The sequence below is a fragment of the Kordia sp. genome, from assembly GCF_045105435.1.
Taxonomy (GTDB): domain Bacteria; phylum Bacteroidota; class Bacteroidia; order Flavobacteriales; family Flavobacteriaceae; genus Kordia.
In genome coordinates, this window is the sequence record NZ_JBGCDL010000171.1 from 1 (window position 1) to 26713 (window position 26713).

A 26713-nucleotide genomic window follows, 5' to 3' on the forward strand; every position below is an offset into this window, starting at 1 on the left:
TTCTCATGTATAGAAGGAAACGAACACATTCCACATTATGCCAAAAAACACGGTATGAAAACCATGGTTGGCGCTTGGTTAGGAGATGACAAAGAAGACAACGAAAAAGAAATTGCAGCACTTATTGAACTTGGAAAAAAAGGTCTTGTAGACATTGCTGCTGTTGGAAACGAAGTATTGTATAGAAACGATCTAACGCTAGAAGAACTATTAGATTACATCAAAAGAGTAAAACAAGCATTGCCAAATGTTCAAGTTGGGTATGTAGATGCGTATTACGAATTTTCTGTACATCCCGAATTGGTAGAAATCAGTGATGTTATTCTTAGCAACTGTTACCCGTATTGGGAAGGTTGCCATATTGATGGTTCATTAGCGCACATGCAGCAAATGTTTGGACAAGCATCACATGCGGCACAAGGAAAAAAAGTAATCATTACTGAAACTGGATGGCCAAGTGAAGGAGGAAGTCTGCGAGGAGCAGAATCATCCGAAATCAATGCCATCAAATATTTTATTAACACGCAGGTTTGGGCCGAAAAAGACAATATTGAAACCTTTTACTTCTCATCATTTGATGAATCATGGAAAACAGGTGACGAAGGCGATGTTGGTGCATATTGGGGACTTTGGGACAAACACGAACAACTAAAATTTTAATTAACAACAAACAATGTCTTTACGTAAAGAAAAATTCTTTTCACTAGCAGCTTTAGAATTTGAGGGATATTCTCTCAAAGATTTAAAGTCGCTGTGGCGAAAAACCTTAAAGGATGGAATGCACGGTATGTGCTTTAGTCCTTATTCAGAAGGGCAACAGCCAGGTGATACACTTTCTGAAGTACAAGTAAGACGACGTTTAGAAATCATTAAACCTTATACAAATTGGGTGCGATCGTTTTCATGTACGGAAGGCAATGAGCTAATTCCTATCATCGCCAAAGAAATGGGTATGAAAACCCTAGTTGGGGCATGGTTAGGAGACAATCCTGAAACGAACGAAGCAGAAATTGAAGGACTTGTAAAACTTGCAGACAATAACTGTGTCGATATTGCTGCAATAGGAAATGAAGTAATGTATCGAGGCGATTTAACAGAAGACGAATTGCTAAAATTCATTTACGACACAAAAAAAGAACTAAACGGAATTCCTGTTGGCTATGTAGATGCATACTACGAATTCGTTGAACGTCCAGAAATCACGGAAGCTTGTGATGTAATCTTGGCAAATTGCTATCCTTTTTGGGAAGGTTGCGATCAAGATTATTCACTATTGTACGTAAAAGATATGTACAACAGAGCATTGCGTGCTGGAAACGGTAAAAAGGTCATCATCACAGAAACTGGATGGCCAAACGATGGTACAAGCCTAGAAGGTGCATATCCATCTAACACAAATGCAATTAAGTATTTTATAAACACCCAAAAGTGGGCTCAAGAAGAAGAAATTGAAATCTTTTATTTCTCCTCTTTCGACGAATCATGGAAAGTAGGAGCAGAAGGAGATGTAGGTTCAAATTGGGGACTTTGGGACAAACATGAACAATTCAAATTTTAAAATAGATTATTATGAAGAAAATTATTTTTTTAGTACTATTATTCGTTGGAACATTTGCGATTGCGCAACCAACAAACAATGCTACAGATCCTCCAACTAGAGATGCTGCAGATGTAATTTCCATTTTTAGTGATACATACGCAAACGTTCCTGGTTCAGATTACAACCCAAACTGGGGACAAAGTGGTTTTGGATCGGCAAATACAGCTTTTGATCCTGGTACAGGAAATGTAGTATTAGCATATCCAAACTTTAACTACCAAGGAAACCAATATGGAACTCCTCAGAATATTTCAGCAATGGAGTTTTTACATGTTGATATTTGGATAGATGGCACATTTAACCCTAATGTTTTTGTAATTAGTTCAGGTACAGAAATAGCACATCCAATTACAAATACTGGAGCAGGTACATGGATTAGTGTAGATATTCCTGTTGTAGGAATTACTGGAGACCTTTCTAATGCAATACAATTTAAGTTCGATGGAGGAAATGGATCAACAGACGGTATTTATGTAGATAACTTATATTTCTGGAAAAACCCAACAGCAGCAGGTTCTGATGCTACATTAAGTGACTTACAAGTTGACGGATCTACCATAGCTGGATTTGGTCCTGGAACAACAGATTACACAGTTGAATTAGCTCCTGGAACAACTGTAGTACCTCAAATTACATCTGCAACAACAACTGATGCAGGTGCAATGGCAAACATTACGCAAGCGCCAGCAGTTCCAGGTGATGGAACAGTAGTAGTTACTTCTCAAAATGGTATGGTAATGGAAACATATACAGTTTCATTCATAACTGCAGGACCAACTTCGGCGGCTCCAACACCACCAGGAAGAGCTCCACAAAATGTAATTTCATTATTTAGTAATGCATATACAAATGAAACAATTGAAACATGGAATGCTTCTTTTGATGATTCAACTTCAGAAGATGTAGTTGCTTTTGGTGATGACGTTAAAAAAATTACATTCACAAACTTTATTGGTGTAGAATTTACAAACAATAGAATTGATGCATCGTTAATGACACATTTCCACATGGATTTCTGGACAGATAACCCAGATTTAGTTGGAAAAGTATTCAACTCAAAATTCTCTCAATGGGGCGGTGGAGCTTCAGAAGTTTCAGCAATGGAATTAAATATCAATGGTGGAACATCTCCAGCGTTGGCAACAGGAACTTGGGTTTCTATCGATGTTGAAATTGATACTAACTTCTCAAACAACTTAACAAGAGATGATTTAGCACAATTCTTAATCACTTCTAATTTAGGTGTTGTATATGTAGATAATATCTATTTCCATAACAATATTTTAAGTACTGAAGAGTTTACAACTTCAACGTTCAAAACATATCCAAATCCAACGAACGATTCATGGAATGTAGTAACAGATAATACAGTAATCAATACAATTCAAGTATTTGATATTGCAGGAAGACAAGTAATGGCAATGGAGCCAAAAGCGACAACTGCAACAATTAATGCTACAACGTTACAAGGTGGAATTTACTTTGCAAGAATTAGTACTGACAAAGGTACTAGTAGTGTGAAATTAGTAAAAAATTAAAAAAGAATACGATCAATTTATTTTTAAAAGTGTGTTTGCAAATTTGCGAACACACTTTTTCATAAAATAAAGAAGTATATTTGAGAAAATAATAAACTCTCAACCGTTGATATAGTACAGCATAAAAAACAGTATATGAAAAATGTAGTTTCTTTAAAATCACTTGCGAAAGAATTGAATATATCTGTTTCTACCGTATCAAAATCGTTGAACAATAGTGAAGAAATAAGCGCTCAAACCAAAGAACGTGTAAAAAACTTAGCCAAACTAAGAGGCTACGCTCCAAATCCAATTGCTGTACGCTTACAAAAGCAAGAAACCATGCAAATTGGAGTCATTTTACCAAATATAGAAAATCCATTTTTTGCGTCTGTATTAAAGGGAATTGACGAATTGGTGAGTTCATCTAAATACAACATCATTACATTTTTTAGCAATGAAAGTTTAGACAAAGAAAAAGAATGTTTAGACTTTTTTACGAGAGGAAATGTGGATGGAATTTTAATCTGTATAGCAGAAGAAACCAATAAAAAGAAAACATTCGATCATATCATTGATATCAAGCAAAAAGGAATTCCTTTGGTATTGTTTGATCGTATTCCTATGCAACCGTTAGGATTTGATACAGTACATGTAAATGATTATGAAAACATTACAAGTGCTTACGATTATTTAGAAGAAAAAAAATGTAAAAACATTGCGTTTGTATCTTCAATTCCAACACTTATTGTCGGACGACTACGTGAAGATGGCTATCTTTCAAAAGCCAAAACACCAACGGTTATTGCGTTTGAAGACTTAGATGAATTGAAATTAACATTAGAAGAATCTCTCAAAGAAGGAAATATTGATGGATTAATTGCTGCTGATATTGAAGCAACACTAATCTGCAGTAGTGCCATTCAAAAACAAGGATTAACATTCTCAGAAGAAATATCTCTTATTGGGTATGTAAATGCAGCACAAAACGATCTTTTCTTTCCTAAAATTTCTTTCATAGATCAACATCCTAAAGAAATAGGAAAACAAACGGCTAAAATGCTGTTACTTCGCTTAGAATCAAAGTTAGAAGATATTCCTGCAAGCGATATTGTTTTGAATACTACGATTACCATCAGAGAAACAAGCAGTTAATATTTTGATTGTTAGAATAGTAAGTTTATTTGCAATTACGGTTAATTCTGCCTAAAAACACTTAAAGATGCTGGTATTATTGTATTTTTGAAAAAAGTAGAATAATGAAGCATGCATTTCCCATACTCTTACTGCTATTGTTTAGTCAAATAGCAATTAGTCAAGTTGTCATAAATGAAATCGATTGTGATACGCCAGGTACAGATACTGGCGAATTTATTGAACTGAAATCAGACACACCAAATTTTGCCTTAGATGGATATGTACTAGTACTATTTAACGGATCTACTTCAGGGAACGATAGTAGTTATTTTACGTTAGATTTGGACGGACAAGTCACGGATGTAAACGGCTTATTATTAATTGGAAGCAGTACTGTTTCGCCTGTGCCGCAACTTTTAATAGGTTCAAACGTAATTCAAAATGGGGCAGATGCCGTTGCAATTTATCAAGCCGATGGTTTTGACTTTCCACAAGGAACACAAGCAACAACAACGGATTTAATAGATGCAATAGTATATGATACTGGTGAATCTGACGATGCAGGTTTGTTAAGTTTACTAGGATTAACAACACAAATTAGCGAAGGCGGAAACAACAATACAAACTCTATTCAACGCAGCGAAACTGACGGAAGTTATTTTACAGGAACGCCAACACCACGACAACTCAATGACGGAAGCGGTGTTATTTTAAATGGAATCTCTATCAATGTAGCGAACGATCAATACACAGAAGGAGAAATGTTTGATATCGAATTCACTACAGAAACGGCTGTAACATCTAATTTAGACATCACATTTACACTTGACAATGGTACATTTGACACATCCGATTTTACAGGATCAACTTCTGTAACCATTCCAACAGGGCAAACTTCGGTAACAACTACGATTACTTTGGTTGATGATACCTTAGATGAAGGTGATGAAGAATTGGTCATTAATTTAGTAGATAACTTTTCAGTAGAATATATCATTCTCAACGATGGAATTTTAGTACGAGCAGTTGATAACGATTTTACAGTTGCACCTTATGGAACTCCTTTAAATCCTACGTTTGGAACTGTTGCAAACACAGCGCCAACAGGCTATTATGATACTATGAATGGTTTGGCAGATGGCGCTCTACGAAATGAAATACAAGCTATTATATCTGAACTTGGAGTTGTACGTGCACAAACGTATGCAGATGTATTTGATATCTTAAAAGAAGCCGATCAAAACCCTGAAAACAGCAATCAAGTTTGGTTGGTATACACAGAACAAGGACGCGCAAAGTTAGATGTACAGAATGGTTCAAACAGTACAGGGAAATGGAATAGAGAACATACATTTCCAAGATCATTAGCTGGTTACGGAAGTATAGAAGCGGATGATATTGCTGATGGAAGAGACATTTTTTGGATCACACGACCAGATTCACTTCGTCATGGAAACTCAGATGCACATGCATTACGTGCGAGTGATGGACCCGAAAATAGCTCACGTGGAAACCAGCATTACGGACAGTATGTAGGACCAACAGGAACTGCGGGAAGCTTTCGTGGCGATGTAGCACGCAGTGTACTATTTTTAGCGGTTCGTTACAACGGATTGTCTATTGAAAATGGTTTTCCTGCTGTAGAAGGACAATTAGGAGATTTGGTAACACTATTGGATTGGCACAGAAATGATCCGCCAGATGATTATGAAATGAATCGTAATAATGTAGTGTATACTTGGCAATTTAACCGAAATCCGTTCATAGATCACCCAGAATTGGTAGAACATATTTGGGGAAATCAGATAGGAAATCCTTGGGCACAACCATTATCAAACGAAGAATTTACTACAGAAACAATCCGAATCTATCCAAATCCAACAAAAAACAACATCAATATCGTTGGAATAAAAGAAGAAGCTACGATTAAAATTTATGCACTTGATGGACGAAAGTTACTCGTGCGTCAATTCTCGGGAACGACACAAATACCATTAAACTTACAAAGTGGTATTTATTTGTCAAAAATTACATCCAACGGAAAAACGGTTACTAAAAAAATTGTAGTAAATTAATTCAGTGCATTGACCACTAATTTTCAGTTTTAAGGATACTTTTTATACTGCTTGCGCAGGAATGAGAACGATGTAGTATTAACGAAACAATACTTCGCACTATGTCTATATACATTCCAAAAAATGATAAAATAAGCTGTTATGATGCTTCAAAAACAAATATTTTGAGTTTAAAAGATAAGCTAAAGAGAATAAATTTTGAAATTGAAAACGGACTTAAATTCAAAGCGTCTGACAGATTGCGGAATTTAATTCAAGAAAACCCAAACGAAATTCAATTGTGGAATAAACTTGCTGAATTATATTATGAAAGCGGATTTTTGGATGCAGCTGGGAAATATTGGATTTTAACCGAACCGACTGATGAGAGAATTAGCAAATGTGTTGAAATTTATGAAAAATCAGTAAACTATTCTGGATATCAAATTTTACAAGAAATTGTATTTCGTGGCGATAAAACAAAACTTTCTGAGTTTGCTCAACATAAATTGTCGGAATTAGAAGCAGATTGTAAAGCAAAAAACCATCATATTCCAAAATTTAATCCAAAAGTCAATAATTCACAAAGAAAACATCAGAAACACGTAAAGACTTTTAAAGATAAATTAGCAGGATTTTTGCTATTAGGAATTTTATTAACAGTGATTGTGTTGATTGTAATAGGATTTGTATCGGTAATGAAATGGATGTTTTGAATACGTCTAACGATCTAACAGCGATAGCGAATCTAATAATCTAAGAAATCTAAAATTTAAGAACGCTTCGTTCCATACGCCAAATCGCCAGCATCGCCCAATCCTGGAACAATATAACCGCGAGAATTCAAAGTATCATCCACGGCAGCAATCCATAAATGCGTTTCTTCTGGGAAATGTTCAGTTACATAATTAACTCCTTCCGTAGAGCCTAACACAGAAATAATATGAATATTTTTTGGTGTTCCTTGTTGGAGTAATACTTCATACACACTTTTCATGGTACGACCAGTTGCCAACATTGGGTCAACTAACAGCAAGGTTTTTCCTTCTAAAGAAGGCGCAGCCATATAATTTACGACAATTTCAAACGCATCTCCATCATCAACATGATCGCGATACGCAGAAACAAACGCATTTTCTGCCTGATCAAAGTAGTTTAAAATTCCTTGATGTAATGGCAAACCAGCGCGTAAAATAGAGCAAATAACCACATCTTTTTTTGGTAACATCATTTCTTTTGTTCCCAAAGGTGTTGTTACGGTTTCCGTTGTATTTTCAAGGACTTTACTGCATTCATAACTTAAAATTTCACCCACACGTTCAATATTTCTGCGGAAGCGCATGGAATCTTTTTGAATAGCAACATCGCGCATTTCAGCAATAAATTGATTCATTAAAGAAGACTGTGAAGTATAATCGTGAATGGTCATAACGAGATATTTTTGCGGGCTCAATATACTACTTTAAATTGATTGATATGTAAAATGGCGATTTCCTATTTCTAGAAAACCGCCATTAGTTACGAATTAGATTCGGCTATTATCAAAGCTGTAATTTGCTGTTTAGTTCTTAACCAGCTTCAATGTTTTTAATAAGTTTTGACTGTCATATACTTTTACAAAGTAAATTCCTGATGCCAAGCTTTCAATATTTAAAGAATAGGATGACGATCCTTGTGAATTCATTTCTAAAGCATATTTTCTTCCAGCAATATCAAAGGCTTCTACGCTGATATTTGTTCCTGTATTTTCTTTATTTAGATACAAATTGACATAGTTATTTGCCGGATTTGGATATAGATATATTTCATCCGAAGTTTCCTTGTCTTCAGGTGCCGATTTTTCAAATAATATCGCTTCATTAGTATTGGCAGCACGACCTGCTACAGATGGATCTTGCGTTCTTGCTTTATAATCCGTACTATTACAAAAAGTATTTATTTGTCCAGAATTTGCTTGTATCATTGGCTGAGAAAGATCAAAAGGAGAATCAATCCACATCGAAATCTCAGGCGAAATGATTGATTCTGGCGATGTTTCAATCTGATTTCCTGCAATGATATTTACAGAATATCCACCAGTTGTACTTAAATTTCCAGTAATAGCAATATCGTTCCATGCACGACAGGTATATGTTGAACCAGAGAGCCAACAACCATCTACAGGACTTCCGTCAAATACAACATCTTCTAAACCTAAGTTTTCATTAGTTAAGGTTGTATCATATTGATTGTGAAGGTTTGGATCAATTATATCATATGTATATGGTTCATGAGCATACTCAATTTGATCATCTTTAATATCAAACGTTAAAATTTGTGTACTTGTATTGTTTTCTCCGTATTCGTTTTTCGTTTCGTATTCAATATCAACCATTAAAACCAATTCAATGTCATACAGGTCAAAACGGAATCCGTAGTTTACTTCACCTGGAAAGTTTGGCCCATCATAAAATGTACAATCGATACAACCAAATTCAAAGAATTCTTGTTTCAAACCAAGTCCAACTGTAAAGTTTTTCAATCCATCTAACGGTACAAAAGATGTTTGAAAATGTCCATCTTCATCACCATATTCACCTCCATAACCGAGCCAATCACTTTGTACACTATTGGTAAAAGCTGAACCCGTTGGGTTGATCCAAGGATCATAAATATCTACATCATAATTTGTAGAGTTTACATTGGTTGTATACTCTGGATCTAAAAATACATTGTAATACACTTGCCCGTTTAGTGCAACATCTGTTTTTGCTTTGAATCTGAATGCAGCTTTAATTTCATGGTTTTTAATATCCAACGTTTCGTTTAGTGCATACATTAAGTCATTACTAATTTTAAGTTGATATTCACGCGTCCATGCTTTGTAATATATAGGATTCCAATACGCATCTACCAAGTAGTCATCTTCAAAAACAGTTTCTGGCACATATCGATTTGCAATCGTAATTTCAGGACTATTTAATAGTGCAAAACTTCCTAAAACATCATTATACACAGGGTATTCATACATGGTTTGTAAAATAGGATCTTGAAGTGTTCCTCCATTTAATACTTGTGTAGCGGCAGTTCCGTAAGTTCCTGGTGTATAAAATGTGGGACCACCTTTTACTTGCGAGTCTGAGATGATTCCTTCAAAATGCATTTCGGTAAACGTTACACTTGGTACTTTACTTTTATCTGGTTCTGTTGGTAATGGTACTTTTTCAAAGTTTTGCTCAATGTATGTTTTGGCATCAGAACCCAATACCTTTTTGGCTATTTTTAAGATTTTATCCGTATCTAATTTATCTGCTTTTTTTATAAACGCTCCGTATTTTTCTTTTAGTTTCGTAAACCATTCAAAACCTTGTACAGAACTAATATCTATGGCGCCAGGATTAGAGCCAAGCGTAAATACTGCATATAAGGTATATTTTAATGCTTTTAATACATTTAGATTATGATCTACAATTTTGTTTTGTCTGTTGGCTGCTGCCAGATCTAACTTATACTTTTCATAACGCGCAATATAATCGTCTACTAAGGTTTGTAATCCTTTGTAAATCAATATTCCACCTTTTTCAGCATCGTTGCCAGAAGCATCAAACCCGGAAAGAAATGTCATCGGATCAATTTTTAAATCGTTATCAATCAGATTATCATCTACAGATAAACTTCTACCATGTAAAGTGATGTTTTCTTGTGTAATTTGATTAAAACTAAGTTGCAGCTTTGATGGGTAATAACAAGTACACGGGTCATACGCAATTTGGAAATCAGTTGAAAACCATTGTCGTTGCGAAGTGGTTGCTTTTGCCAATGACTTCATCGTAGTCACTTTTGTATTTTGATCTAATGCCAAATCTTTTCCGCTATATAAACGAGCCAAACCAGTAGCGCCAGAGTTGTCATTATTGAGTACAAAACTCATGACAACTTCTACTGCATCAGGTCCGTCACCGACAAGCTGATCTAATCCGAAATTGGCAAATACCCGGACAACTCCCGAATAGCGATTGTAAAGCACAATATAAGGCAAGGCTTGAAAAGTCTCGTTACTATCTGCAACATCAACATTGTTTGGATAACGCCCAAGATTTACCAATAATAATTCCCAACCATTTTTAGGTGTTGGTCTTGGCGATTGATTGATGTAGTTATAATACGGAATGGAAGGTGCCCAAACATTGTCCATTTCTGGCAAAGGCGTTCCCGACCAAAACATATTTGATAGGTCTAAATCTTCAAGGCTTCCTCCTGCAGTTAATGGAAACCAATTGGTACCATTCAAATAGCGTTCATCGCCAGTTGGGTTCAATAAATCTTTTGGAAGTGCATTATTTGTTGGGTTTTCTGGATCTGTACTTACGTCATTATCACACTGCGCTTGTAGTGAAACAGTTCCCATAAAAAGGATAACACACCAGATGCATATTTTATTAAATATTCTCATAGTTGTGTATTATTTTTTTTCTTCTAATTTCTTTAAACGTGCTTCTAATTGTAAGATGTATAAGGTTAATTCTTCAACTTTTTCAACCATAACACGGTTCATTTCTCCTAAATCGGCTCCATTTGCTGCTACTACTTTTGCAGAAGGTACATTTGGTAAGTGTTTGTTTTGAGCGATATAGCTGCGTAATTCGTCAAATGATAGTAATTCATAATCATTTTCAAATACATAATCAGGGAAAGGATTTAAGGTAGTTACATACTTTCTAGCATATACTTCACCTGTTGGTTTTACCGTAAAGTTTACATCATTTCCATTGGTACTTACTACCTGAATTGCATTTTGTGCATCTTTACGCGCACGAACACTTACACCGTATGCACTTTCTGAACTACTTCTGGTACGAACATATAATCCATTGTCTGATGTAGTTCCAATATTTGTTGAAGCCAAATCGGTGCTCGTAGATGGCGTGTAGTAACTTTGTGATCCCATCCAAATTCGTTGATGATCTCCATGGAATCTCATTCCAACTGCACCTGTAGTAATGGATAAAAGTTTGCGTTCTTGGTTTGTAATGTAAAAGTTTAATTTAGACATTCTAAACATAGCACCATCGCTAGATAAAGCACCTGTTTCTGTATTTGTCATTCCAATTCTGGAAGTTTTTCCTGCATTAAAACTTGCTCCTGCTTTTGCAGATTTTGCATTTTTTCGAATTTCATGTTGCGCTTCTTCCAAGCGAATAATATAATCTGTAATTCCGTGTACTTGAAAATTGAAATTTACATTATTTTGATCGGTTCCTGTACCAATTCCGACATCTCCATTATTGGGATAAGGAAATGTATTATCGGCTTGACTGTAGATAAAGCTACAAGAAATAATTGCTAAAACGGTTAATAAATTTTTTTTCATAATAGTTAAATTTTTTGTGGTTGATTGCACAAATTAATACCAATAATAATCCTTAAAAAAGCGTTGCTAGTGACCTTTTATAAATTATCATAGATAACTTTTAGCGTGATTATTAGGAATAAAAAACACATGATTTTTTAATATGAAAAAGCATTATTTTTCAGTTTAAATAACTGATAATCAAAGTTTAATAAAATTTAAGGAATTGCAGCGGTTTTATAAAAAACGTATTCTTTTTGAATGCTTATAAAAAGGTAACTTTCAAATAATTTAGTAGCACATAAATATCAATTCTCTTTTAGTATATTCGTCAAAAAATAATAATAATGTTAAAAGGAGTTTTATTTGATATGGATGGTGTTATTGTGGATACTGAACCGTTGCACCACAAAGCGTATTACCAAATGTTTGATGAAGTAGGAATCGCAGTTTCTCCAGCATTATATCAGTCGTTTACAGGACAATCAACCATTAATATATGCAAACGCCTGTGCGATCATTTTAAACTGACAAAAGCGCCAGAAACGTTGGTGCAACTTAAACGAAAAAGTTTTAAGCATTTATTTGCGAACGATCCAAGCTTAACATTGATTGATGGCGTATTAGATATCATTAAAGAATACCATGACAGAGAACTAAAACTCGTATTGGCTTCTTCGGCTTCTATGATGACGATTGACAACGTTTTTGAACGTTTTGATTTGAATCAGTACTTCATGGCAAAATTTAGTGGTGCCGATTTACAACAATCCAAACCGCATCCAGAAATTTTTGAAAAAGCAGCGTATGCAACAGGGTATGCGCGTACAAATTGTATGGTCATTGAAGATTCTACCAACGGAATTAAAGCAGCAAATGCGGCAGGAATCTTTTGTGTAGGTTATGACAGTCCTCACTCCAAAAACCAAGATTATAGTACTGCTAATATGGTGATTTCTGATTTTAAGGAGATTCGACATGATATGATTCAGGAAGTGTTTAGGAAATAATGACTAGCTTTCAAGTAGTAATTAAATTCTTCTTTAAAAATCTATAAATAATCTGTTGTGCATTTTGAATTCAAAAGTATAATGAAACGTCAGTTCGAGTGATTTTGAGGTGCGAAAAACGCTATTCTCGATACAAATTTCACTCATTTTCAATCGTAAAACTCACTCGAATTGACGAATTTTATCAAAATGCACAACGGGTTTTTACATTTAAAATTGAACATTTAGCATTCAACATTTTAACTTCGTTATTCGTTATTCGTTATTCGTTTATTCGTTTATTCGTTTATTCGTTTATTCGAAAATAATTTTTAATTTAAAATTCAACATTTAGCATTTAAAATTTTCCAGGCGTCACTTCGAGTGGTTTTTCGCAATGAAATGAAGAAAAATTGTGTCGAGAAGTACTGCGAAACGATTAGTGAATTAAAATATATCTCAATACGCAATACTAAAAACTCAAAACTATTTCTCTGGCGGATACTTCTCAAAAGCCTTTAACAATACTGCTTTGAAATACATTTTGCGTTCTATTGGCGTGGCTTCTTCTTTAAAATAGCCTTCTATAATAGCTTGCCAAAACAATTTATCTTCTCGTACATCTACAAAATCGAGCACAATTTCATGGTTTCGTTTCGCGTTTCCAATAGGCAATCCTATGGTAACTCCGCCACCAACTCCGCGTCCGCCACCACCAACTCCTACGCCAACTCCTCCATTTTGATCGGGTTCGAAAAATGCAGTTTCAACATTTATATAAAAATCGGGCGTAGCCGTTTTCACAAAACCTCGCGATTGCATAATGGAATCCGTCAAACGAAACAAACGCTTATCGTTCAATTCGTTCAAACCAGTTTCTATCTCAGGAAAGAAATTATAGGTTTTATACTTGGCAAAATCTGTACTTCGTTCATAATCATATACTGCTTTTGGTGCGGTACAGGATACAATCAACAGTACAATGCAACTTATTCCGAAATATTTCATAGTATTTCTTTTTTCCTCAAATTCACTACAAGATAGCGATAATTATTCCACAAAAAATCCTGTTTCATGGGAAAAACAGGACTTTTAACTTTATGTTAATTGTATTTTATTTTTTGTCAAATAATGCTTTATGAATAAATCCTGCTACAATTGCACCCAATATTGGAGCTACCCAAAACAACCATGTTTGCGGTAAATAATCTCCGTTAGCAAATAATGCTTGACTTGTAGATCGTGCCGGATTTACCGAAGTATTTGTGATAGGAATACTGATCAAGTGAATCAACGTTAAACACAAACCAATTGCAATTGGAGCAAATCCTTTTGGCGCTCTTTCGTTGGTACTTCCTAAAATTACGAGTAAGAAAAACGCAGTTAGTAAAAATTCGGCAATAAATGCTGACATCATGGAGTAATTATCTGGCGATAAACTATCATATCCGTTAGCGGCAAAACCTCCAACATCTGTAAATCCAGCTTTTCCAGATACAATTAAATACAATGCGCCTGCTGCTAAAACGGCTCCTACAAGCTGAGAAACGATATAGCCAGGCAAATCTTTACCAGAAAACTTTCCTCCTGCCCAAAGTCCAATAGAAACGGCTGGATTAAAATGTCCGCCCGAAATATGTCCAACAGCATACGCCATTGTTAACACAGTTAAACCAAACGCTAATGCTACACCAGCATATCCGATTCCATAGTCTGTAGTTGCGGCAAAAATTGCGCTTCCACAACCTCCAAATACCAGCCAGAATGTTCCAAAAATTTCTGCAAAATACTTCTTCATAATGTATCTATTTTATTGATTAGTGATATCAATATAAAGAAAAAAGCTTCAAAAAGCACATTAACTTACTAACAGTTAATTTATTAAAAAACGATCAGAACACACTTCACCTCTATTTATCACTTACAAGCCTATGATTTTATTTTTTGAAAATTGTTAATATTTAATTTTGAAAATTCGCATTTAGCAATCGCACAAAAAGCCGTATCTTTGCAGGACATTTATTTGAATTTAAAAAAATTCAAAATAAAAAAATAAGCAAATGGAACTTGTATTTATAACAATTGGTTTACTTCTCGTAGGTGTTGCAGGAATTGCAATTAAAATTTGGGCAAAGAAAGACGGAAAGTTTGCAGGAACTTGCGCAAGTCAAAACCCAATGCTAAACAAAGATGGAGACGCTTGTGGATTCTGTGGAAAAACACCCGATCAATTTGAAAACTGTGCCGAACCACAACACCAATAAATAGTTAGCTTCTCTCCTATTTTATGATTCTATATCTTTTGTACGTTTTGGTAGCCGTTGCCGCTATTCAAGTCATTTATTTTTTATTTTTCGGATTGTTCGCTTTTGATAAAAAGAAACGAGATGCAGTTATTGATCTGCCTGTTTCTATTATTGTTTGCGCTAAAAACGAAGCGGAAAATCTCAAAATTCTAATTCCACAACTTTTACAACAAGCGTATAAAAATTACGAAATTGTATTGATTAACGATGCTTCTTCTGATGAAACACAGGAAGTCATAGAACGTTTCCAGAAAGAAAATGACAATATCAAACTTGTAAACGTTGAAAACAATGAAGCCTTTTGGGGAAATAAAAAATATGCACTTACACTCGGAATTAAAGCTGCTACCAATAATTATTTAGTGTTTACGGATGCCGATTGTGTGCCTGCTTCCAGAAGTTGGTTGGCAGAAATTACACAGCATTTTTCAAATACAAAAACAATTATAATTGGCTATGGCGCTTACGCGAGAAAAAAATATTCGTTCTTAAATCTTTTGATACGATTTGAAACGCTAATGGCAGCCGTACAAGCATTTAGTTATGCAAAACTAGGAATTCCGTACACGGCAGTTGGGCGAAATTTAGCCTATCATAGAAACGAGTTTTATAAAGTCAATGGTTTTGTAAATCATATCAAAATTCGTTCTGGCGACGACGATTTGTTCATCAAAGATGCCGCAACTAGCAAAAACACGGCCATTTGTTTTTCTAAAAATAGTTTTACCATTTCGCAACCAAAAACGACCTTTATTTCTTGGTTTCGTCAAAAAAGAAGACACGTTAACACTTCGTCACATTACAAGTTTATTCACAAATTCTTATTAGGTACTTTTTACAGTACACAAGTGCTGTTTTGGGCACTTGCAATCTTTTTAGTATGTACTTCGTTTTGGATGTCAGCGCTGGCTATTATAGGAATTCGTGTACTTATTCAGTATTTTATCATCGGAATTTCAGCAAGTAAACTCAACGAACAAGACACCATATATTTGCTTCCCATTTTGGAGGTCTTTTTAGTTATCATTCATTTTGGTATCTTTATGGCGAACAAGATTTCAAAACCAACGCATTGGAAATAGCAGAAACGATTCTGAAAGCATACATACAAAAGGCTAAATTGGGCAATCAAGTAGCTTTCAATTTTTTACTGAATTCTTTTTGGAATGATGTGTATGGTTTTCAACTGAAACGCGTTCAAAATGAAAATGATGCGGAAGATATTACCATTCAAACCTTCTCGAAAGCTTTTGATAAAATCAATTCATTTGATGAAAACTACAAGTTTAAAACGTGGTTAATCGCGATTTCAAAAAATGTACATATTGATTTTCTTCGCAAGAAAAAAACAATTATTGAGACTACGCAAGAGCAAGAAGAAGAAGTATATCAAATTATTGATGACGGACCAACTCCTGAAGATAAAATTATTACCGAACAAAATTTAGCAAAGCTTTTACGCGACATTAAAAAGCTAAAACCGCATTATCAGGAAATTATCAACTTGCGTTACTTTCAAGAGTTGAGTTACAAAGAAATTTCAGAACAACTACAAGAGCCAATGAATAACGTAAAGGTGAAATTATTGCGTGCAAAAAAGTTATTGGCAGAAATTATTCAAAAACAATGAATTTATCTTTCATTAAAAAACTAGGTCCAGGATTATTATTTGCAGGCGCGGCAATTGGCGTTTCTCATTTAGTAAATTCGACGAAAGTCGGTGCCGAATTCGGTTTCGGGTTGCTTTGGGCTTTGTTATTAGTAAATTTATTCAAATATCCGTTTTTTCAATTTGGACCACGATATGCAGCTGCCACAGGCGAAAGTTTGTTGGATGGTTACAAAAAACTCAGCAAAGGATTATTAATTACGTATTTCATTTTGTCATTTGCAACGATGTTTACCATACAAACTGCCGTCACGATTGTCACTGCAGCTTTGGCGAAACAATTATTTGGATTTGATTTTCCCATGGAAGTTTGGAGTACTATTATCACCTTACTTTGCTTAGGAATTTTGGCAATGGGACGTTATTCCTTTTTGGATAAATTAATGAAAGTCATCATCATTACATTGACAATTAGTACGGTTGTTGCCTTTAGTTCTGCATTAGCTAATGGAAATGAAGCATTAAGTATAGGACAAATTTTCCCAACAGAAAGTGGCGGTATTTTATTATTAATTGTCTTCATGGGATGGATGCCTGCGCCACTTGATATTTCGATTTGGCATTCGCTTTGGGCAATTGAAAAACAGCAAGAAACAGCCGAATTTACGCCAAAAACAGCTTTATTTGATTTCAATTTCGGATACATAGTTACCATTATACTTGGTGTTTGTTTTATGGCATTGGGCGCGTATGTGATGTTTGCTTCGGGAATTGAATTTTCACCAAAAGGAGGTGAATTCGCTTCACAATTGATCGATTTATACACCAAAAATTTAGGAAACGGCGCGTATATTATCATTGCGATTGCCGCGTTTACAACCATGTTTAGTACTACACTGACAACTTTAGATGCTTCTCCAAGAGCAATGGCAAAAACCAGTCAGTTGTTGTTTGGTAAATACATAAAACACAGTTATATATTTTGGATGTTGATTCTCGTTGCAGGAACCATACTTATTCTGACACAGTTTTTAGCCAACATGAGCACCTTAATTTATGTTGCTACGGCACTTTCTTTTATCACTGCGCCTTTTTATGCGATATCAAACTATATTTTAATTACCAGTAAACACACGCCAACAGCATGGCAACCTAAACTCGGATTGCGGATTTTAAGTTGGTTGGGAATTATTTTCTTAACAGGATTTTCGATTTGGTATTTGACGACGATTTAGGTCTTGGAAAAATAGTATTGAGTAATTTCAAAGTACATATTCATTTTCTGTGAGAAACTTTATAAATTCTTACTTCGTTAAATCCACAACAGCGCGAAGCGACCAACAACAAACAACCAATAACTAGCCACTTTTTTTAAGAGATTCTTCGTATCTTTGCACTTCATATTTTCAATGAATAGAAAAGTTGCTATGAGTATAGAAACAAAAGCAAGTGTATTGCCTCCAAAAGGGAAACCGAAATGGCTTCGTGTAAAGCTTCCGACAGGAAAGAAATATACCGAACTTCGTGGATTGGTGGACAAGTATAAATTGAACACAATTTGTACGTCTGGAAGCTGTCCAAATATGGGCGAATGCTGGGGCGAAGGAACAGCCACTTTTATGATTTTAGGAAATGTATGTACACGCTCGTGCGGATTTTGTGGTGTGAAAACTGGACGACCAGAAACAGTTGCTTGGGACGAACCCGAAAAAGTAGCACGTTCTATTAAAATCATGCAGATTAAACACGCCGTATTGACTTCGGTTGATCGTGATGATTTGAAAGATATGGGAAGTATTATTTGGGCAGAAACTGTAAAAGCTGTGCGCCGAATGAATCCGACTACGACATTAGAAACACTGATTCCAGATTTTCAAGGAATTGAACGTCATTTGGATCGTATTGTAGAAGTTTCTCCAGAAGTAGTTTCGCATAATATGGAAACCGTTCGTCGTTTGACGCGTGAAGTGCGAATTCAGGCGAAATATGATCGTAGTTTGGGTGTTTTAAAATATTTGAAAGACCAAGGAATTAACAGAACGAAATCGGGAATTATGCTTGGTTTGGGCGAAAAAGAAGACGAAGTGATTCAGACACTACACGATTTGAGTGAAGCAAATGTGGATGTAGTTACTATTGGACAGTATTTACAACCAAGTAAGAAGCATTTACCTGTAAAACAATTCATTACGCCAGATCAGTTTGATAAATACCGACAAATCGGGTTGGATTTAGGTTTCAGACATGTAGAAAGTGGTGCCTTGGTACGTTCTTCTTATAAAGCGCATAAACATATTGAATAACGAATATAGAATTCTGAATACAGAATTTTGAATTATAAATTGGGCTAGTTGCTTTTTGCTGCTGGCCTTTTCTTTTGATTGAAAAATTGTAAGGCTTTATTGTTCTTTTATTTTCTCACCACGAATTCACGAATTATTTTTTTAACTTTCTTTTTCATCATATACACCAAACGTCACTGCGGACTTCGGCAAACTCAGCATACAAGGAGTTTGCGACGTGGTAGTCTGTTTCTTAATATATTCTGAATTTTATTTAAAACAGATTGCCACACGTTTTTCATTTCGCTACAACTCAATGTAAAACGCTCGCAAAGACGTTTCGGAAAATGTGCGTTTCCAAGTACTTCTCGATACAAATTTGTTTCACAAATTCACTCGAAGTGACGCGTATAGTTTCTAAACCATCTAAGTTTATTTGTCAATTTGAAAATAAAATTTGATACTAAAGTTCACTTATTAAAATACTAAGAGCAAAGCGATCTAAAAGGCGAAGCCGATCTAAAAGTAAAGCGATCCAACAGCGAAGCGAATCTAAATCAACGGAATCTCATTCGGTTCAATGTAATCATTTTGAATGGCATAAATAACCAAACCTGCAATGTTTCTGGCTTCGGTTTTGATGAATAAATTGTTTTTGTGACCTTCTACCGTTCTGGGTGCAATAAAGAGTTTTTCAGCAATTTCTTTGGCGGTTTTTTGGAAACAAATCAGTTTTAAGACTTCTACTTCTCTTTCGGTAAGTTTGTTTTTTTCTATGATGGTTGGCTTTGGACTTTTGTGCGATATTTGTTCCCGCAAAACACCTAATTGATCGTCCATAAAGTAAAATCCTTTGTCATAGATTTCTTTGATGATTTCCAAGAGTTGCACAGGAGAAATTCCCTTAGGAAGAAACGCCGAAACACCCGTTTTTAACATGAAGCCCATAAACGAACGCTTGTAATGCGACGTCATTAGAATCACTTTGATACTCGGATAGTTTTGCTTGAGGAATTCTGTTACCTCAACGCCGTTCATTCCTGCCATGTTTAAATCTAGAATTAGAATATCAGGCAACGCGCTGTCAGTAGCTAGTTTTTCCATTAAAGATTCGCCACTGTTTGCAGTATAACACACTTCGATATCTTTTTGATTTCCTAAAAAATCTTTGAGTAACGATACTATTAATGCATCATCGTCTACTAAAGCAATTGTGATTGTATCTTCCATCGTTTTTTAGTTTTTGAATAGAAATAGGTTTGAAGTTCCTTTTCCTAGTTTTGATTTTACTTTGTAATTTCCTTTTAAGAATTGTACGCGTGTTTCTATATTTTTGGTACCTAAACCTTTGCTGTTTTTTTCTATATCGTATCCTTTTCCATTATCACTGATACGCAACGCCATGTAATTTTTTGTTTGCTTTAAGTGCAAATTCATTTGTGTGGCTTCTGCATGTTTTATAATGTTAGTGATTATTTCTTGAATGAGTCGCGTAATTTGTACTTTAAATTCTTCGGTGTCGTTCACTTCGGCTCTAATATCGTACGTTGTGTTTACTAATACATGTTGTTCCCACGGATCTAGTAATTCTTTGATGAGATCGGGAAGCTTTGTAAATTCGACCAACGGCGGACTTAAATCATGTGAGATTCTACGCGCAATGGCAATACTTTCATGCAACGCGTCAATCGTTTTTTGATCTTGCTGTGTAATTTCTTGCTGCATTTTTATGACGGTTAACTTTCCAATTAGTCCATCATGAATGTCTGCCGCAATGCGATGGCGTTCTATTTCTTGTGTTTTTATGGTGGTTTCGAGTAGATTTTTTTGGTAATCTAACTGCGCTGCTGCTTCTTTTTCTTTCGCCTTAATTATTTTCTTGAATATAGCACGTATCAAAAAAATAATCACTGTCAACAAGACAATGACAAACAATGCCGCAATTGTAATCCAAAGGATTATTGTTTCAGGTTTCTGCCACGTTTCCATATAAAATAAGTTAAGTATATATAAAATAAAATCATGAAGAATATATTTCCAATCAAAATATATCCTGTAAGTTGTATGTCCGTGTTGACTAAGAAATTTAATGGAAGAAAGACCAAAAATTGCAAGGAAAAGAAACATAAAATCGCGCTATTCAACACAAAGTAATCACTTTCGTTTTTGAATAATGTTTTTTCATCACGAATCAATTCAAAGAAAAATAATAATGCCATTCCAACAATTAGCAATGGTCCTAACGCTTTTGCATACGGTTGAAATAAGCTTACATCATTCGTATTGATATAAATGGACTCAATGATTGTGTACAAAATTCCGAGAATGAATAGGCAAACGACAAGCTTTTTCTTTTGGGTTAAATTGTAATATAGTTTCAGAAAGATAAAAAGTTCTAACAAAGTTAACGCGAACAGTACAATCAAATTATTGCTAAATAATTCTTCTAAAAGTCTTCCAGTCAGATCAATTAGTAAACTTCCCAATAAAAAATACCACAATAATTTTGCGACGTTTGTTAAACGTTTGTAATGATACAAGCCCACACTCGTACCTACAAGAAGTACGAATGGGGAAACTCGTGTTATTATTTCTGAAAATGTATTAAAATCCATTATTGAATTCCTATTATATCTTTTTAGAAGTTTTGCAATATTCCAAAGTTAGATTCATTAGTTGAAGGCAATCCTGCTTGTCCAAATGGAGGAACTAATCGTGCTAAATCTCTAAGAGAAACGCCATTTTCAGTTTCTTGAAGATTTAAAAATTTCTTACTTGTAGTGTTGAGAATTACTAAGTCTAACACATAATTTTTACCGTTTTCAGGAGCTGGTTTTAAGGCTAAAAAACATTCATGTCCGTGCAAAGGTTCAAAATCACTCACATCAATATCAAATGCAGCCAATACAAAACCTTCACCTTCCGGGAATTTAGAATCAAGCCAGCTTTGTCTATGAGCTGCAATATTCCAATTATTAATACTTTCAATAAGTAATTTCTCAGCAGGATTCGGATTTTCAATATTATACGCAAAAGGTTTCTCGGTAAAATTAATTGGCACCAACTTTGAATCGATAAGTTGCGGTAGCGTCTTCGCTCCTTGACCTTGTTCTATACTATAATTATGATATTCTGCTTTTAAAGTATTCTCATAATCACATACACTTGGCACTCCATAAAAAGATATTCCACCAGATTGTTCAAGTGGCGTAGATTTCCCTATGTAAATATGAAGTCTGTTGTACATTGGACTTATTAATCCCACTTTTAAGTGAAAGCTATTCCCTGTCAAAAGTGAATTTGCTACCGATGTCTGATTTTTTCGGCAATTTCCCCAGTTTTCAATACATTGTAATGGGGTTAATGAGATTGGATTTTTTGGTTCCATAATGATTAAGGTTTAAAAATTGCATTTGTTTTAGGCAATCTAGAGGTTAATAATATCGCTTAAAATACATCAAAAAAATATAACGCAGTGGTTCAATTTTTTTGACATGAGTAAATATCTAAAAAACAACACAATGCCTTCTGCGTAATTTTACGCAATTATTCCAAATGGTAAAAATTACATACGTTGAAAACTAGCGGATAATTCAGTCAAAAAAGTGTAAATTTGAAACGTTTTAAAATGAACGCACATGATTAGAATTGCCATTAATGGTTTTGGTCGAATTGGACGCAACTTGTTTCGCTTATTGATCAATCATCCAACTATTGAAGTCGTTGCTATTAATGATTTAGCAGATACACGCACTCTCAGTCATTTACTTAAATACGATAGCATTCATGGTGTATTGCCAAATAAAGTTGGACATACTGATACTGAAATTTTGGTAGATGAAAATGTGTTTCCTGTAACGAATGTTTCAGACATTACAGCACTTAATTGGACACCATATAATGTAGATTTTGTTGTAGAAGCTACGGGAAAGTTTAAAACAAGTACACTTTTAGAACATCATATCACAAACGGAGCAAAAAAAGTGATTTTATCTGTTCCGCCACAAGATGATGCTATTAAAATGGTCGTTTTAGGTGTAAATGAACAAATTTTAGACGGTTCAGAAACGATTGTATCAAACGCTTCATGTACTACCAATAATGCGGCTCCAATGATACAAGTTATCAATGAACTCTGCGGTATTGAACAAGCGTATATTACAACGATTCACTCCTATACAACCGACCAAAGTTTACACGATCAGCCACATCGCGATTTGCGTCGTGCGCGTGGTGCTAGCCAAAGTATTGTTCCTACAACTACGGGAGCTGCCAAAGCATTGACAAAAATATTTCCGGAACTTTCGGAGGTTATTGGTGGTTGCGGAATTCGCGTTCCTGTACCAGATGGCTCTCTGACAGATATTACATTCAATGTAAAAAAAGAAACCTCTATCGAAGAAATTAATTTAGCATTTAAAAAAGCGTCCGAAACCAACTTAAAAGGAATTCTTTCATATACTGAAGACCCTATTGTTTCTGTGGATGTCATAGACAATCCATATTCGTGTACGTTCGATTCTTTAATGACTTCTGTTATCGGAAAAATGGTGAAAGTTGTCGGTTGGTATGACAATGAAATCGGTTATTCCCACAGAATAATTGATTTAATGCTATATATTTCAAATAAATAAGTATTTTTGAATAAATTCATCACTTCATGGTGTGTAGCGTAAAACACATTTTATATTTCTGGTTTGCTTTATTCTCTGTATTGTCCCTAGCCCAATCAAATGAAAATTATAAGGACAGCATAGAGCAGGCTTTTGTTGATGTATACGAATACAAAAAGAAAGCTAAAATGAACAGCGCTATTGAGAAGCTGACTTACATTTTAGATTTATCTGACTCCATTCAAGATCAAAAAAGTATTGCACGCGCTTACATGTTACGTGCCGAGATAAGTATTGAAGAAAACTACAATAGATTCAATCCTACCGATATAGAAAGCTATTTAAAACGCGCCGAAGAAATTCAGAAAGAAATTAATGATTCCCTCGGACTTGGTTATAATTACATATTAAAAGCGCTTTCTGCAACGCGAAGTACTTCGTTTAGCAATGCAGAAAAGCATTTTACGAAAGCTAAAGAATTTTTTGATCAATACGAATCAACAGTTAATATTAATAAATTAAAATATTACAGAGGTTTATTTTACTTGAGTCAAGGAATAAATAAACGTGCTATTGAACGGTTTGAGAATTCGTTACCGATCGATGATCCGTATCAGCCAAACTATTTACGCGCCAAAGTACATCTCAATCTAGCGAAAGCGTATAAAAACACACAACAATACGAAGATGCCAAACTGAATGCAGAAACTGCCTTTAAAATTGCTGATTCGTATAAATTTCCATTGCTAAAACTGCAAAGTTCAAAAATTATCAGTGATACGTACGAGAAATTAAATGATGTTGAGAATGCCTATACATACCAAAGTATTTATGTGAAGTTAAAAGATTCTATTTTTGATGAAGCTAGTTTGGAAAGTGCTGCAAAAGCCAATGCATTTTTTGACAATGAATTCCAAAAACGTCATATTAAAGAGTTGAAGCGTCGTTATGAAAATTCAAATCAAGTAGGAAAACGAAATAAATTAACCTCGATATTAAGTTCGGCATTGCTTATTATTATTTCTTTACTAACGATTTCTCTCTACAGAAATAATCAAATTAAAGTAAAAACAAATAATTTATTACTTAAGAAAAACTCCGAATTGCAACTGGCAAAAGATAATGCCGAAAAAGCAATGAAAGCCAAAGCACAATTCTTATCAACGGTAACACACGAACTCCGAACGCCATTATATGCGGTAACAGGTTTGACGCATTTACTGATGGAAGAAAATCCTAGCGAGAGCCAAAAAGAACACTTAAAATCGTTGAAGTTTTCGGGAGATTACTTATTGACGTTTATCAATGATATATTACAAGTAAATAAAATAGAAGCTAGAAAATTGGCGATTGAAAAAGCACCGCTGAACCTTAAAAAAGTGTTGAGTGATGTGGTAAATTCGCTTACGCAAACTTCTAAAGAGAATAATAATAAAATCAATTTGAATATTGATGAAGGGATTCCTGAGAACTTAGTTGGTGATTATTTAAAAATGTCTCAAGTATTCATCAACTTAATTAGTAATGCGCTAAAATTCACCAAAGATGGTGTTGTAGAAATTTCTGCGAAAATCTTGGAAGAAGACGATGCGGAACAACATATTGAATTTGCTATAAAGGACAATGGAATTGGGATTTCGCAAGCAATGCAAGAGAATATTTTTGATAGCTTCTCGCAAGGTTCGGTACAAATTAACCGAAAATATGGTGGTACAGGTTTAGGATTAACCATTGTAAAAAGTTTGTTGGAATTATTGGGAAGTGACATTCAATTAGAGAGTAAACTTGGTCAAGGTTCTACATTTCGTTTTGCGTTGGTGTTAGATAAACTTGCGCTAGAAGAAACAAATATTGATGTTGTAGCACAAGAAAAAACCGATCTAAAAAGCAGAAAATTCAAAGTATTACTGGTAGAAGACAACAAAATTAACCAAGTAATTACGAAGAAGATTATTGCCAAACAAAATATGACTTGCGATATTGCAGATGATGGATATCAAGCAATTGATTATGCGCGTAGCAACCGTTATGACTTTATTTTGATGGATATTCACATGCCAGGTATTAGCGGAATTGAAGCGACAAAGGAAATTAGAAAGTTTGATGTTTCTACTCCAATTATTGCCCTAACTGCGATTTCATTAGACGATAATAAAGGGGATTTTATAAAAGATGGTTTTAACGAAGTTATTTCAAAACCATTTGATCCAGAAGTTTTCTATCAGAAAATCTCTCATATTCTTACCTAAAAGAATCTTGTACAATTACACAAAACTAATTCATTAACAAATATTTAGTATTCAAAAAGTGATCTATTTTATTTTTTGGCACGCGGTTTGTTATTTATTAATTGAAATCAAAAGAAGCGATCACGCTTTGTTTTCATTTCATATAAATTTTGGATTGGTTAGTTAAAGAACAAGGCGAGTTAGTTACTCGCCTTTTTTTTGTGATTTGATTTAAAGTTTTAAATAGTATAAACCCAGTATTTACGAAGTGTTTAGTTCTTTTAAAGCACAATTTTATGCGGATATTTGAGTTAATTAAAAAAAATGAATACGAAAATGAATACGATTTGAAGAAATTAAAGCAGTTTTCTGAACCTAAAATCTATACAGGCAACGACGACCTTTCAAAGCGATGGTATGTCTATTTTTCGTATCGAAATTCAACAACAGGAAAACTAGAAAGACAAGCGCCTATTTATGGAGAAGCAAATAAATTGAAGACAAAAACCGATCGGTTGGCTTATTTAGCAACTATACGCAAAGTGCTACATCAAATGCTAAAAAAAGGATACAGTCCTTTTGAAGATGCTCAAATAACTGACCAACGATTAATTGAACAAGCAGAAGCTACAAAAAAACAAACTGCAAAGCGACGTGTAGAAAGTCAGAGTCAGACTTACACCGTGAAACAAGCAATGGAATTTGCACTTTCTCAAAAACAACCGAGTTGGACTAAGAAAACAGCTTCTACCTTTACAGGACACTACAAAAAGTTCATGGAATGGCTTAAACAAAGTAATTTGTTAGACCTTGACATCAATGACTTGAAAAAACGAGATGTTAGTTTATTTCTGAACACACTTAAAAAGACGCAAACCAAGAAACAAAAATTAGCCAATATCCAACCCGATCTAGTTGCTCCTAAAACAAGAAACAATTGCAAGGCAACTTTATCAATTCTATTTACGCAATTAATGGATGATGAGATCATCACTCATAATTATGTTGAGAAAATCAAGAACGTTAAAAGTAAACCGAAAAAGAACAAA

23 protein-coding genes and 1 pseudogene are annotated in these 26713 nt (G+C 34.6%); 15 read left to right on the forward strand and 9 right to left on the reverse strand.

The window, feature by feature from the left end; translation table 11 throughout:
- The 6 genes from AB8B65_RS09150 to AB8B65_RS09175 form a co-directional block, all read left to right on the forward strand.
- A partial coding sequence (locus AB8B65_RS09150; RefSeq protein ID WP_405300646.1) for a glycosyl hydrolase family 17 protein occupies positions 1–660 on the forward strand: 660 nt, incomplete at its 5' end.
- 13 nt (positions 661–673) lie between these two features.
- The gene (locus tag AB8B65_RS09155; protein ID WP_405300647.1) at positions 674–1558 is read left to right on the forward strand and encodes a glycosyl hydrolase family 17 protein; all 885 of its coding nucleotides are present in this window, start codon (positions 674–676) and stop codon (positions 1556–1558) included.
- 11 nt (positions 1559–1569) lie between these two features.
- On the forward strand, positions 1570–3138 hold the full coding sequence (locus tag AB8B65_RS09160; protein WP_405300648.1) for a T9SS type A sorting domain-containing protein: 1569 nt from the start codon (positions 1570–1572) through the stop codon (positions 3136–3138).
- Positions 3139–3273: 135 nt separating this feature from the next.
- Positions 3274–4272: a LacI family DNA-binding transcriptional regulator gene (locus AB8B65_RS09165; RefSeq protein WP_405300649.1), complete on the forward strand. Its 999-nt coding sequence runs from the start codon at positions 3274–3276 to the stop codon at positions 4270–4272.
- 104 nt (positions 4273–4376) lie between these two features.
- Positions 4377–6329 carry an endonuclease gene (locus tag AB8B65_RS09170; RefSeq protein ID WP_405300650.1) on the forward strand — a complete coding sequence of 651 codons (1953 nt, stop codon included), beginning with the start codon at positions 4377–4379 and terminating at the stop codon, positions 6327–6329.
- 101 nt (positions 6330–6430) lie between these two features.
- Complete coding sequence (locus AB8B65_RS09175; RefSeq protein WP_405300651.1) at positions 6431–7024, forward strand: DUF6584 family protein; 594 nt, start codon at positions 6431–6433, stop codon at positions 7022–7024.
- 56 nt (positions 7025–7080) lie between these two features.
- On the opposite strand, the gene upp is transcribed toward AB8B65_RS09175, so the two are convergent.
- From upp to AB8B65_RS09190, 3 genes are all read right to left on the reverse strand, one after another.
- On the reverse strand, positions 7081–7737 hold the full coding sequence (upp, locus tag AB8B65_RS09180; RefSeq protein WP_405300652.1) for a uracil phosphoribosyltransferase: 657 nt from the start codon (positions 7735–7737) through the stop codon (positions 7081–7083).
- A 132-nt stretch (positions 7738–7869) separates the two neighbouring features.
- Positions 7870–10740: a T9SS type A sorting domain-containing protein gene (locus AB8B65_RS09185; protein WP_405300653.1), complete on the reverse strand. Its 2871-nt coding sequence runs from the start codon at positions 10738–10740 to the stop codon at positions 7870–7872.
- Positions 10741–10749: 9 nt separating this feature from the next.
- A complete protein-coding gene (locus AB8B65_RS09190) occupies positions 10750–11658 on the reverse strand; it encodes a hypothetical protein (RefSeq protein ID WP_405300655.1) in 909 nt (302 codons plus the stop codon).
- 326 nt (positions 11659–11984) lie between these two features.
- Here AB8B65_RS09190 and AB8B65_RS09195 point away from each other — a divergent pair, with 326 nt between their 5' ends.
- Positions 11985–12647 carry an HAD family hydrolase gene (locus AB8B65_RS09195; RefSeq protein WP_405300656.1) on the forward strand — a complete coding sequence of 221 codons (663 nt, stop codon included), beginning with the start codon at positions 11985–11987 and terminating at the stop codon, positions 12645–12647.
- A gap of 465 nt (positions 12648–13112) precedes the next feature.
- On the opposite strand, the gene AB8B65_RS09200 is transcribed toward AB8B65_RS09195, so the two are convergent.
- Together AB8B65_RS09200 and aqpZ are read right to left on the reverse strand one after the other, a co-directional pair.
- Positions 13113–13634, reverse strand: coding sequence for a DUF4136 domain-containing protein (locus AB8B65_RS09200; protein WP_405300657.1), 522 nt, complete (start codon positions 13632–13634; stop codon positions 13113–13115).
- A 106-nt stretch (positions 13635–13740) separates the two neighbouring features.
- Positions 13741–14424: an aquaporin Z gene (aqpZ, locus tag AB8B65_RS09205; protein WP_405300658.1), complete on the reverse strand. Its 684-nt coding sequence runs from the start codon at positions 14422–14424 to the stop codon at positions 13741–13743.
- A 262-nt stretch (positions 14425–14686) separates the two neighbouring features.
- Between aqpZ and AB8B65_RS09210 the strand changes: the two genes are divergently transcribed.
- The 5 genes from AB8B65_RS09210 (at position 14687) to lipA (ending at position 18844) form a co-directional block, all read left to right on the forward strand.
- Positions 14687–14890 carry a membrane or secreted protein gene (locus AB8B65_RS09210; RefSeq protein WP_405300659.1) on the forward strand — a complete coding sequence of 68 codons (204 nt, stop codon included), beginning with the start codon at positions 14687–14689 and terminating at the stop codon, positions 14888–14890.
- 23 nt (positions 14891–14913) lie between these two features.
- Positions 14914–16014 carry a glycosyltransferase gene (locus AB8B65_RS09215; protein ID WP_405300660.1) on the forward strand — a complete coding sequence of 367 codons (1101 nt, stop codon included), beginning with the start codon at positions 14914–14916 and terminating at the stop codon, positions 16012–16014.
- Positions 16005–16562, forward strand: a complete 558-nt coding sequence (locus AB8B65_RS09220; RefSeq protein ID WP_405300661.1) for an RNA polymerase sigma factor — start codon at positions 16005–16007, stop codon at positions 16560–16562. The genes AB8B65_RS09215 and AB8B65_RS09220 overlap by 10 nt, the downstream gene beginning before the upstream one ends.
- Positions 16559–17776, forward strand: a complete 1218-nt coding sequence (locus AB8B65_RS09225; RefSeq protein WP_405300662.1) for an Nramp family divalent metal transporter — start codon at positions 16559–16561, stop codon at positions 17774–17776. The genes AB8B65_RS09220 and AB8B65_RS09225 overlap by 4 nt, the downstream gene beginning before the upstream one ends.
- 192 nt (positions 17777–17968) lie before the next feature.
- Positions 17969–18844, forward strand: a complete 876-nt coding sequence (lipA, locus tag AB8B65_RS09230; protein WP_405300663.1) for a lipoyl synthase — start codon at positions 17969–17971, stop codon at positions 18842–18844.
- 531 nt (positions 18845–19375) lie between these two features.
- Here lipA and AB8B65_RS09235 read toward each other — a convergent pair.
- From AB8B65_RS09235 to AB8B65_RS09250, 4 genes are read right to left on the reverse strand one after another with little or no spacing between them, the layout of a single operon-like run.
- A complete protein-coding gene (locus tag AB8B65_RS09235) occupies positions 19376–20053 on the reverse strand; it encodes a response regulator (protein WP_405300665.1) in 678 nt (225 codons plus the stop codon).
- A 6-nt stretch (positions 20054–20059) separates the two neighbouring features.
- On the reverse strand, positions 20060–20812 hold the full coding sequence (locus AB8B65_RS09240; protein WP_405300666.1) for a sensor histidine kinase: 753 nt from the start codon (positions 20810–20812) through the stop codon (positions 20060–20062).
- A complete protein-coding gene (locus tag AB8B65_RS09245; protein ID WP_405300667.1) occupies positions 20782–21438 on the reverse strand; it encodes a hypothetical protein in 657 nt (218 codons plus the stop codon). Before AB8B65_RS09245 ends, AB8B65_RS09240 begins: the two co-directional genes overlap by 31 nt.
- A 23-nt stretch (positions 21439–21461) precedes the next feature.
- The gene (locus tag AB8B65_RS09250; protein WP_405300668.1) at positions 21462–22211 is read right to left on the reverse strand and encodes a hypothetical protein; all 750 of its coding nucleotides are present in this window, start codon (positions 22209–22211) and stop codon (positions 21462–21464) included.
- 250 nt (positions 22212–22461) lie between these two features.
- Between AB8B65_RS09250 and gap the strand changes: the two genes are divergently transcribed.
- The 3 genes and pseudogenes from gap to AB8B65_RS09265 form a co-directional block, all read left to right on the forward strand.
- A complete protein-coding gene (gap, locus tag AB8B65_RS09255) occupies positions 22462–23457 on the forward strand; it encodes a type I glyceraldehyde-3-phosphate dehydrogenase (RefSeq protein WP_405300669.1) in 996 nt (331 codons plus the stop codon).
- Between the two features lie 167 nt (positions 23458–23624).
- Positions 23625–25685, forward strand: a complete 2061-nt coding sequence (locus tag AB8B65_RS09260) for a response regulator (RefSeq protein WP_405300670.1) — start codon at positions 23625–23627, stop codon at positions 25683–25685.
- Between the two features lie 275 nt (positions 25686–25960).
- A pseudogene (locus tag AB8B65_RS09265) lies at positions 25961–26713 on the forward strand (hypothetical protein); the annotation flags it as partial.

Bases quoted from the DNA above. Each gene is read 5' to 3' on its own strand.
- AB8B65_RS09155 (WP_405300647.1), top strand. From the start codon at position 674: ATGTCTTTACGTAAAGAAAAATTCTTTTCACTAGCAGCTTTAGAATTT.
- AB8B65_RS09160 (WP_405300648.1), top strand. From the start codon at position 1,570: ATGAAGAAAATTATTTTTTTAGTACTATTATTCGTTGGAACATTTGCG.
- AB8B65_RS09165 (WP_405300649.1), top strand. From the start codon at position 3,274: ATGAAAAATGTAGTTTCTTTAAAATCACTTGCGAAAGAATTGAATATA.
- AB8B65_RS09170 (WP_405300650.1), top strand. From the start codon at position 4,377: ATGAAGCATGCATTTCCCATACTCTTACTGCTATTGTTTAGTCAAATA.
- AB8B65_RS09175 (WP_405300651.1), top strand. From the start codon at position 6,431: ATGTCTATATACATTCCAAAAAATGATAAAATAAGCTGTTATGATGCT.
- upp (WP_405300652.1), bottom strand. From the start codon at position 7,737: ATGACCATTCACGATTATACTTCACAGTCTTCTTTAATGAATCAATTT.
- AB8B65_RS09185 (WP_405300653.1), bottom strand. From the start codon at position 10,740: ATGAGAATATTTAATAAAATATGCATCTGGTGTGTTATCCTTTTTATG.
- AB8B65_RS09190 (WP_405300655.1), bottom strand. From the start codon at position 11,658: ATGAAAAAAAATTTATTAACCGTTTTAGCAATTATTTCTTGTAGCTTT.
- AB8B65_RS09195 (WP_405300656.1), top strand. From the start codon at position 11,985: ATGTTAAAAGGAGTTTTATTTGATATGGATGGTGTTATTGTGGATACT.
- AB8B65_RS09200 (WP_405300657.1), bottom strand. From the start codon at position 13,634: ATGAAATATTTCGGAATAAGTTGCATTGTACTGTTGATTGTATCCTGT.
- aqpZ (WP_405300658.1), bottom strand. From the start codon at position 14,424: ATGAAGAAGTATTTTGCAGAAATTTTTGGAACATTCTGGCTGGTATTT.
- AB8B65_RS09210 (WP_405300659.1), top strand. From the start codon at position 14,687: ATGGAACTTGTATTTATAACAATTGGTTTACTTCTCGTAGGTGTTGCA.
- AB8B65_RS09215 (WP_405300660.1), top strand. From the start codon at position 14,914: ATGATTCTATATCTTTTGTACGTTTTGGTAGCCGTTGCCGCTATTCAA.
- AB8B65_RS09225 (WP_405300662.1), top strand. From the start codon at position 16,559: ATGAATTTATCTTTCATTAAAAAACTAGGTCCAGGATTATTATTTGCA.
- lipA (WP_405300663.1), top strand. From the start codon at position 17,969: ATGAGTATAGAAACAAAAGCAAGTGTATTGCCTCCAAAAGGGAAACCG.
- AB8B65_RS09235 (WP_405300665.1), bottom strand. From the start codon at position 20,053: ATGGAAGATACAATCACAATTGCTTTAGTAGACGATGATGCATTAATA.
- AB8B65_RS09240 (WP_405300666.1), bottom strand. From the start codon at position 20,812: ATGGAAACGTGGCAGAAACCTGAAACAATAATCCTTTGGATTACAATT.
- AB8B65_RS09245 (WP_405300667.1), bottom strand. From the start codon at position 21,438: ATGGATTTTAATACATTTTCAGAAATAATAACACGAGTTTCCCCATTC.
- AB8B65_RS09250 (WP_405300668.1), bottom strand. From the start codon at position 22,211: ATGGAACCAAAAAATCCAATCTCATTAACCCCATTACAATGTATTGAA.
- gap (WP_405300669.1), top strand. From the start codon at position 22,462: ATGATTAGAATTGCCATTAATGGTTTTGGTCGAATTGGACGCAACTTG.
- AB8B65_RS09260 (WP_405300670.1), top strand. From the start codon at position 23,625: ATGAACAGCGCTATTGAGAAGCTGACTTACATTTTAGATTTATCTGAC.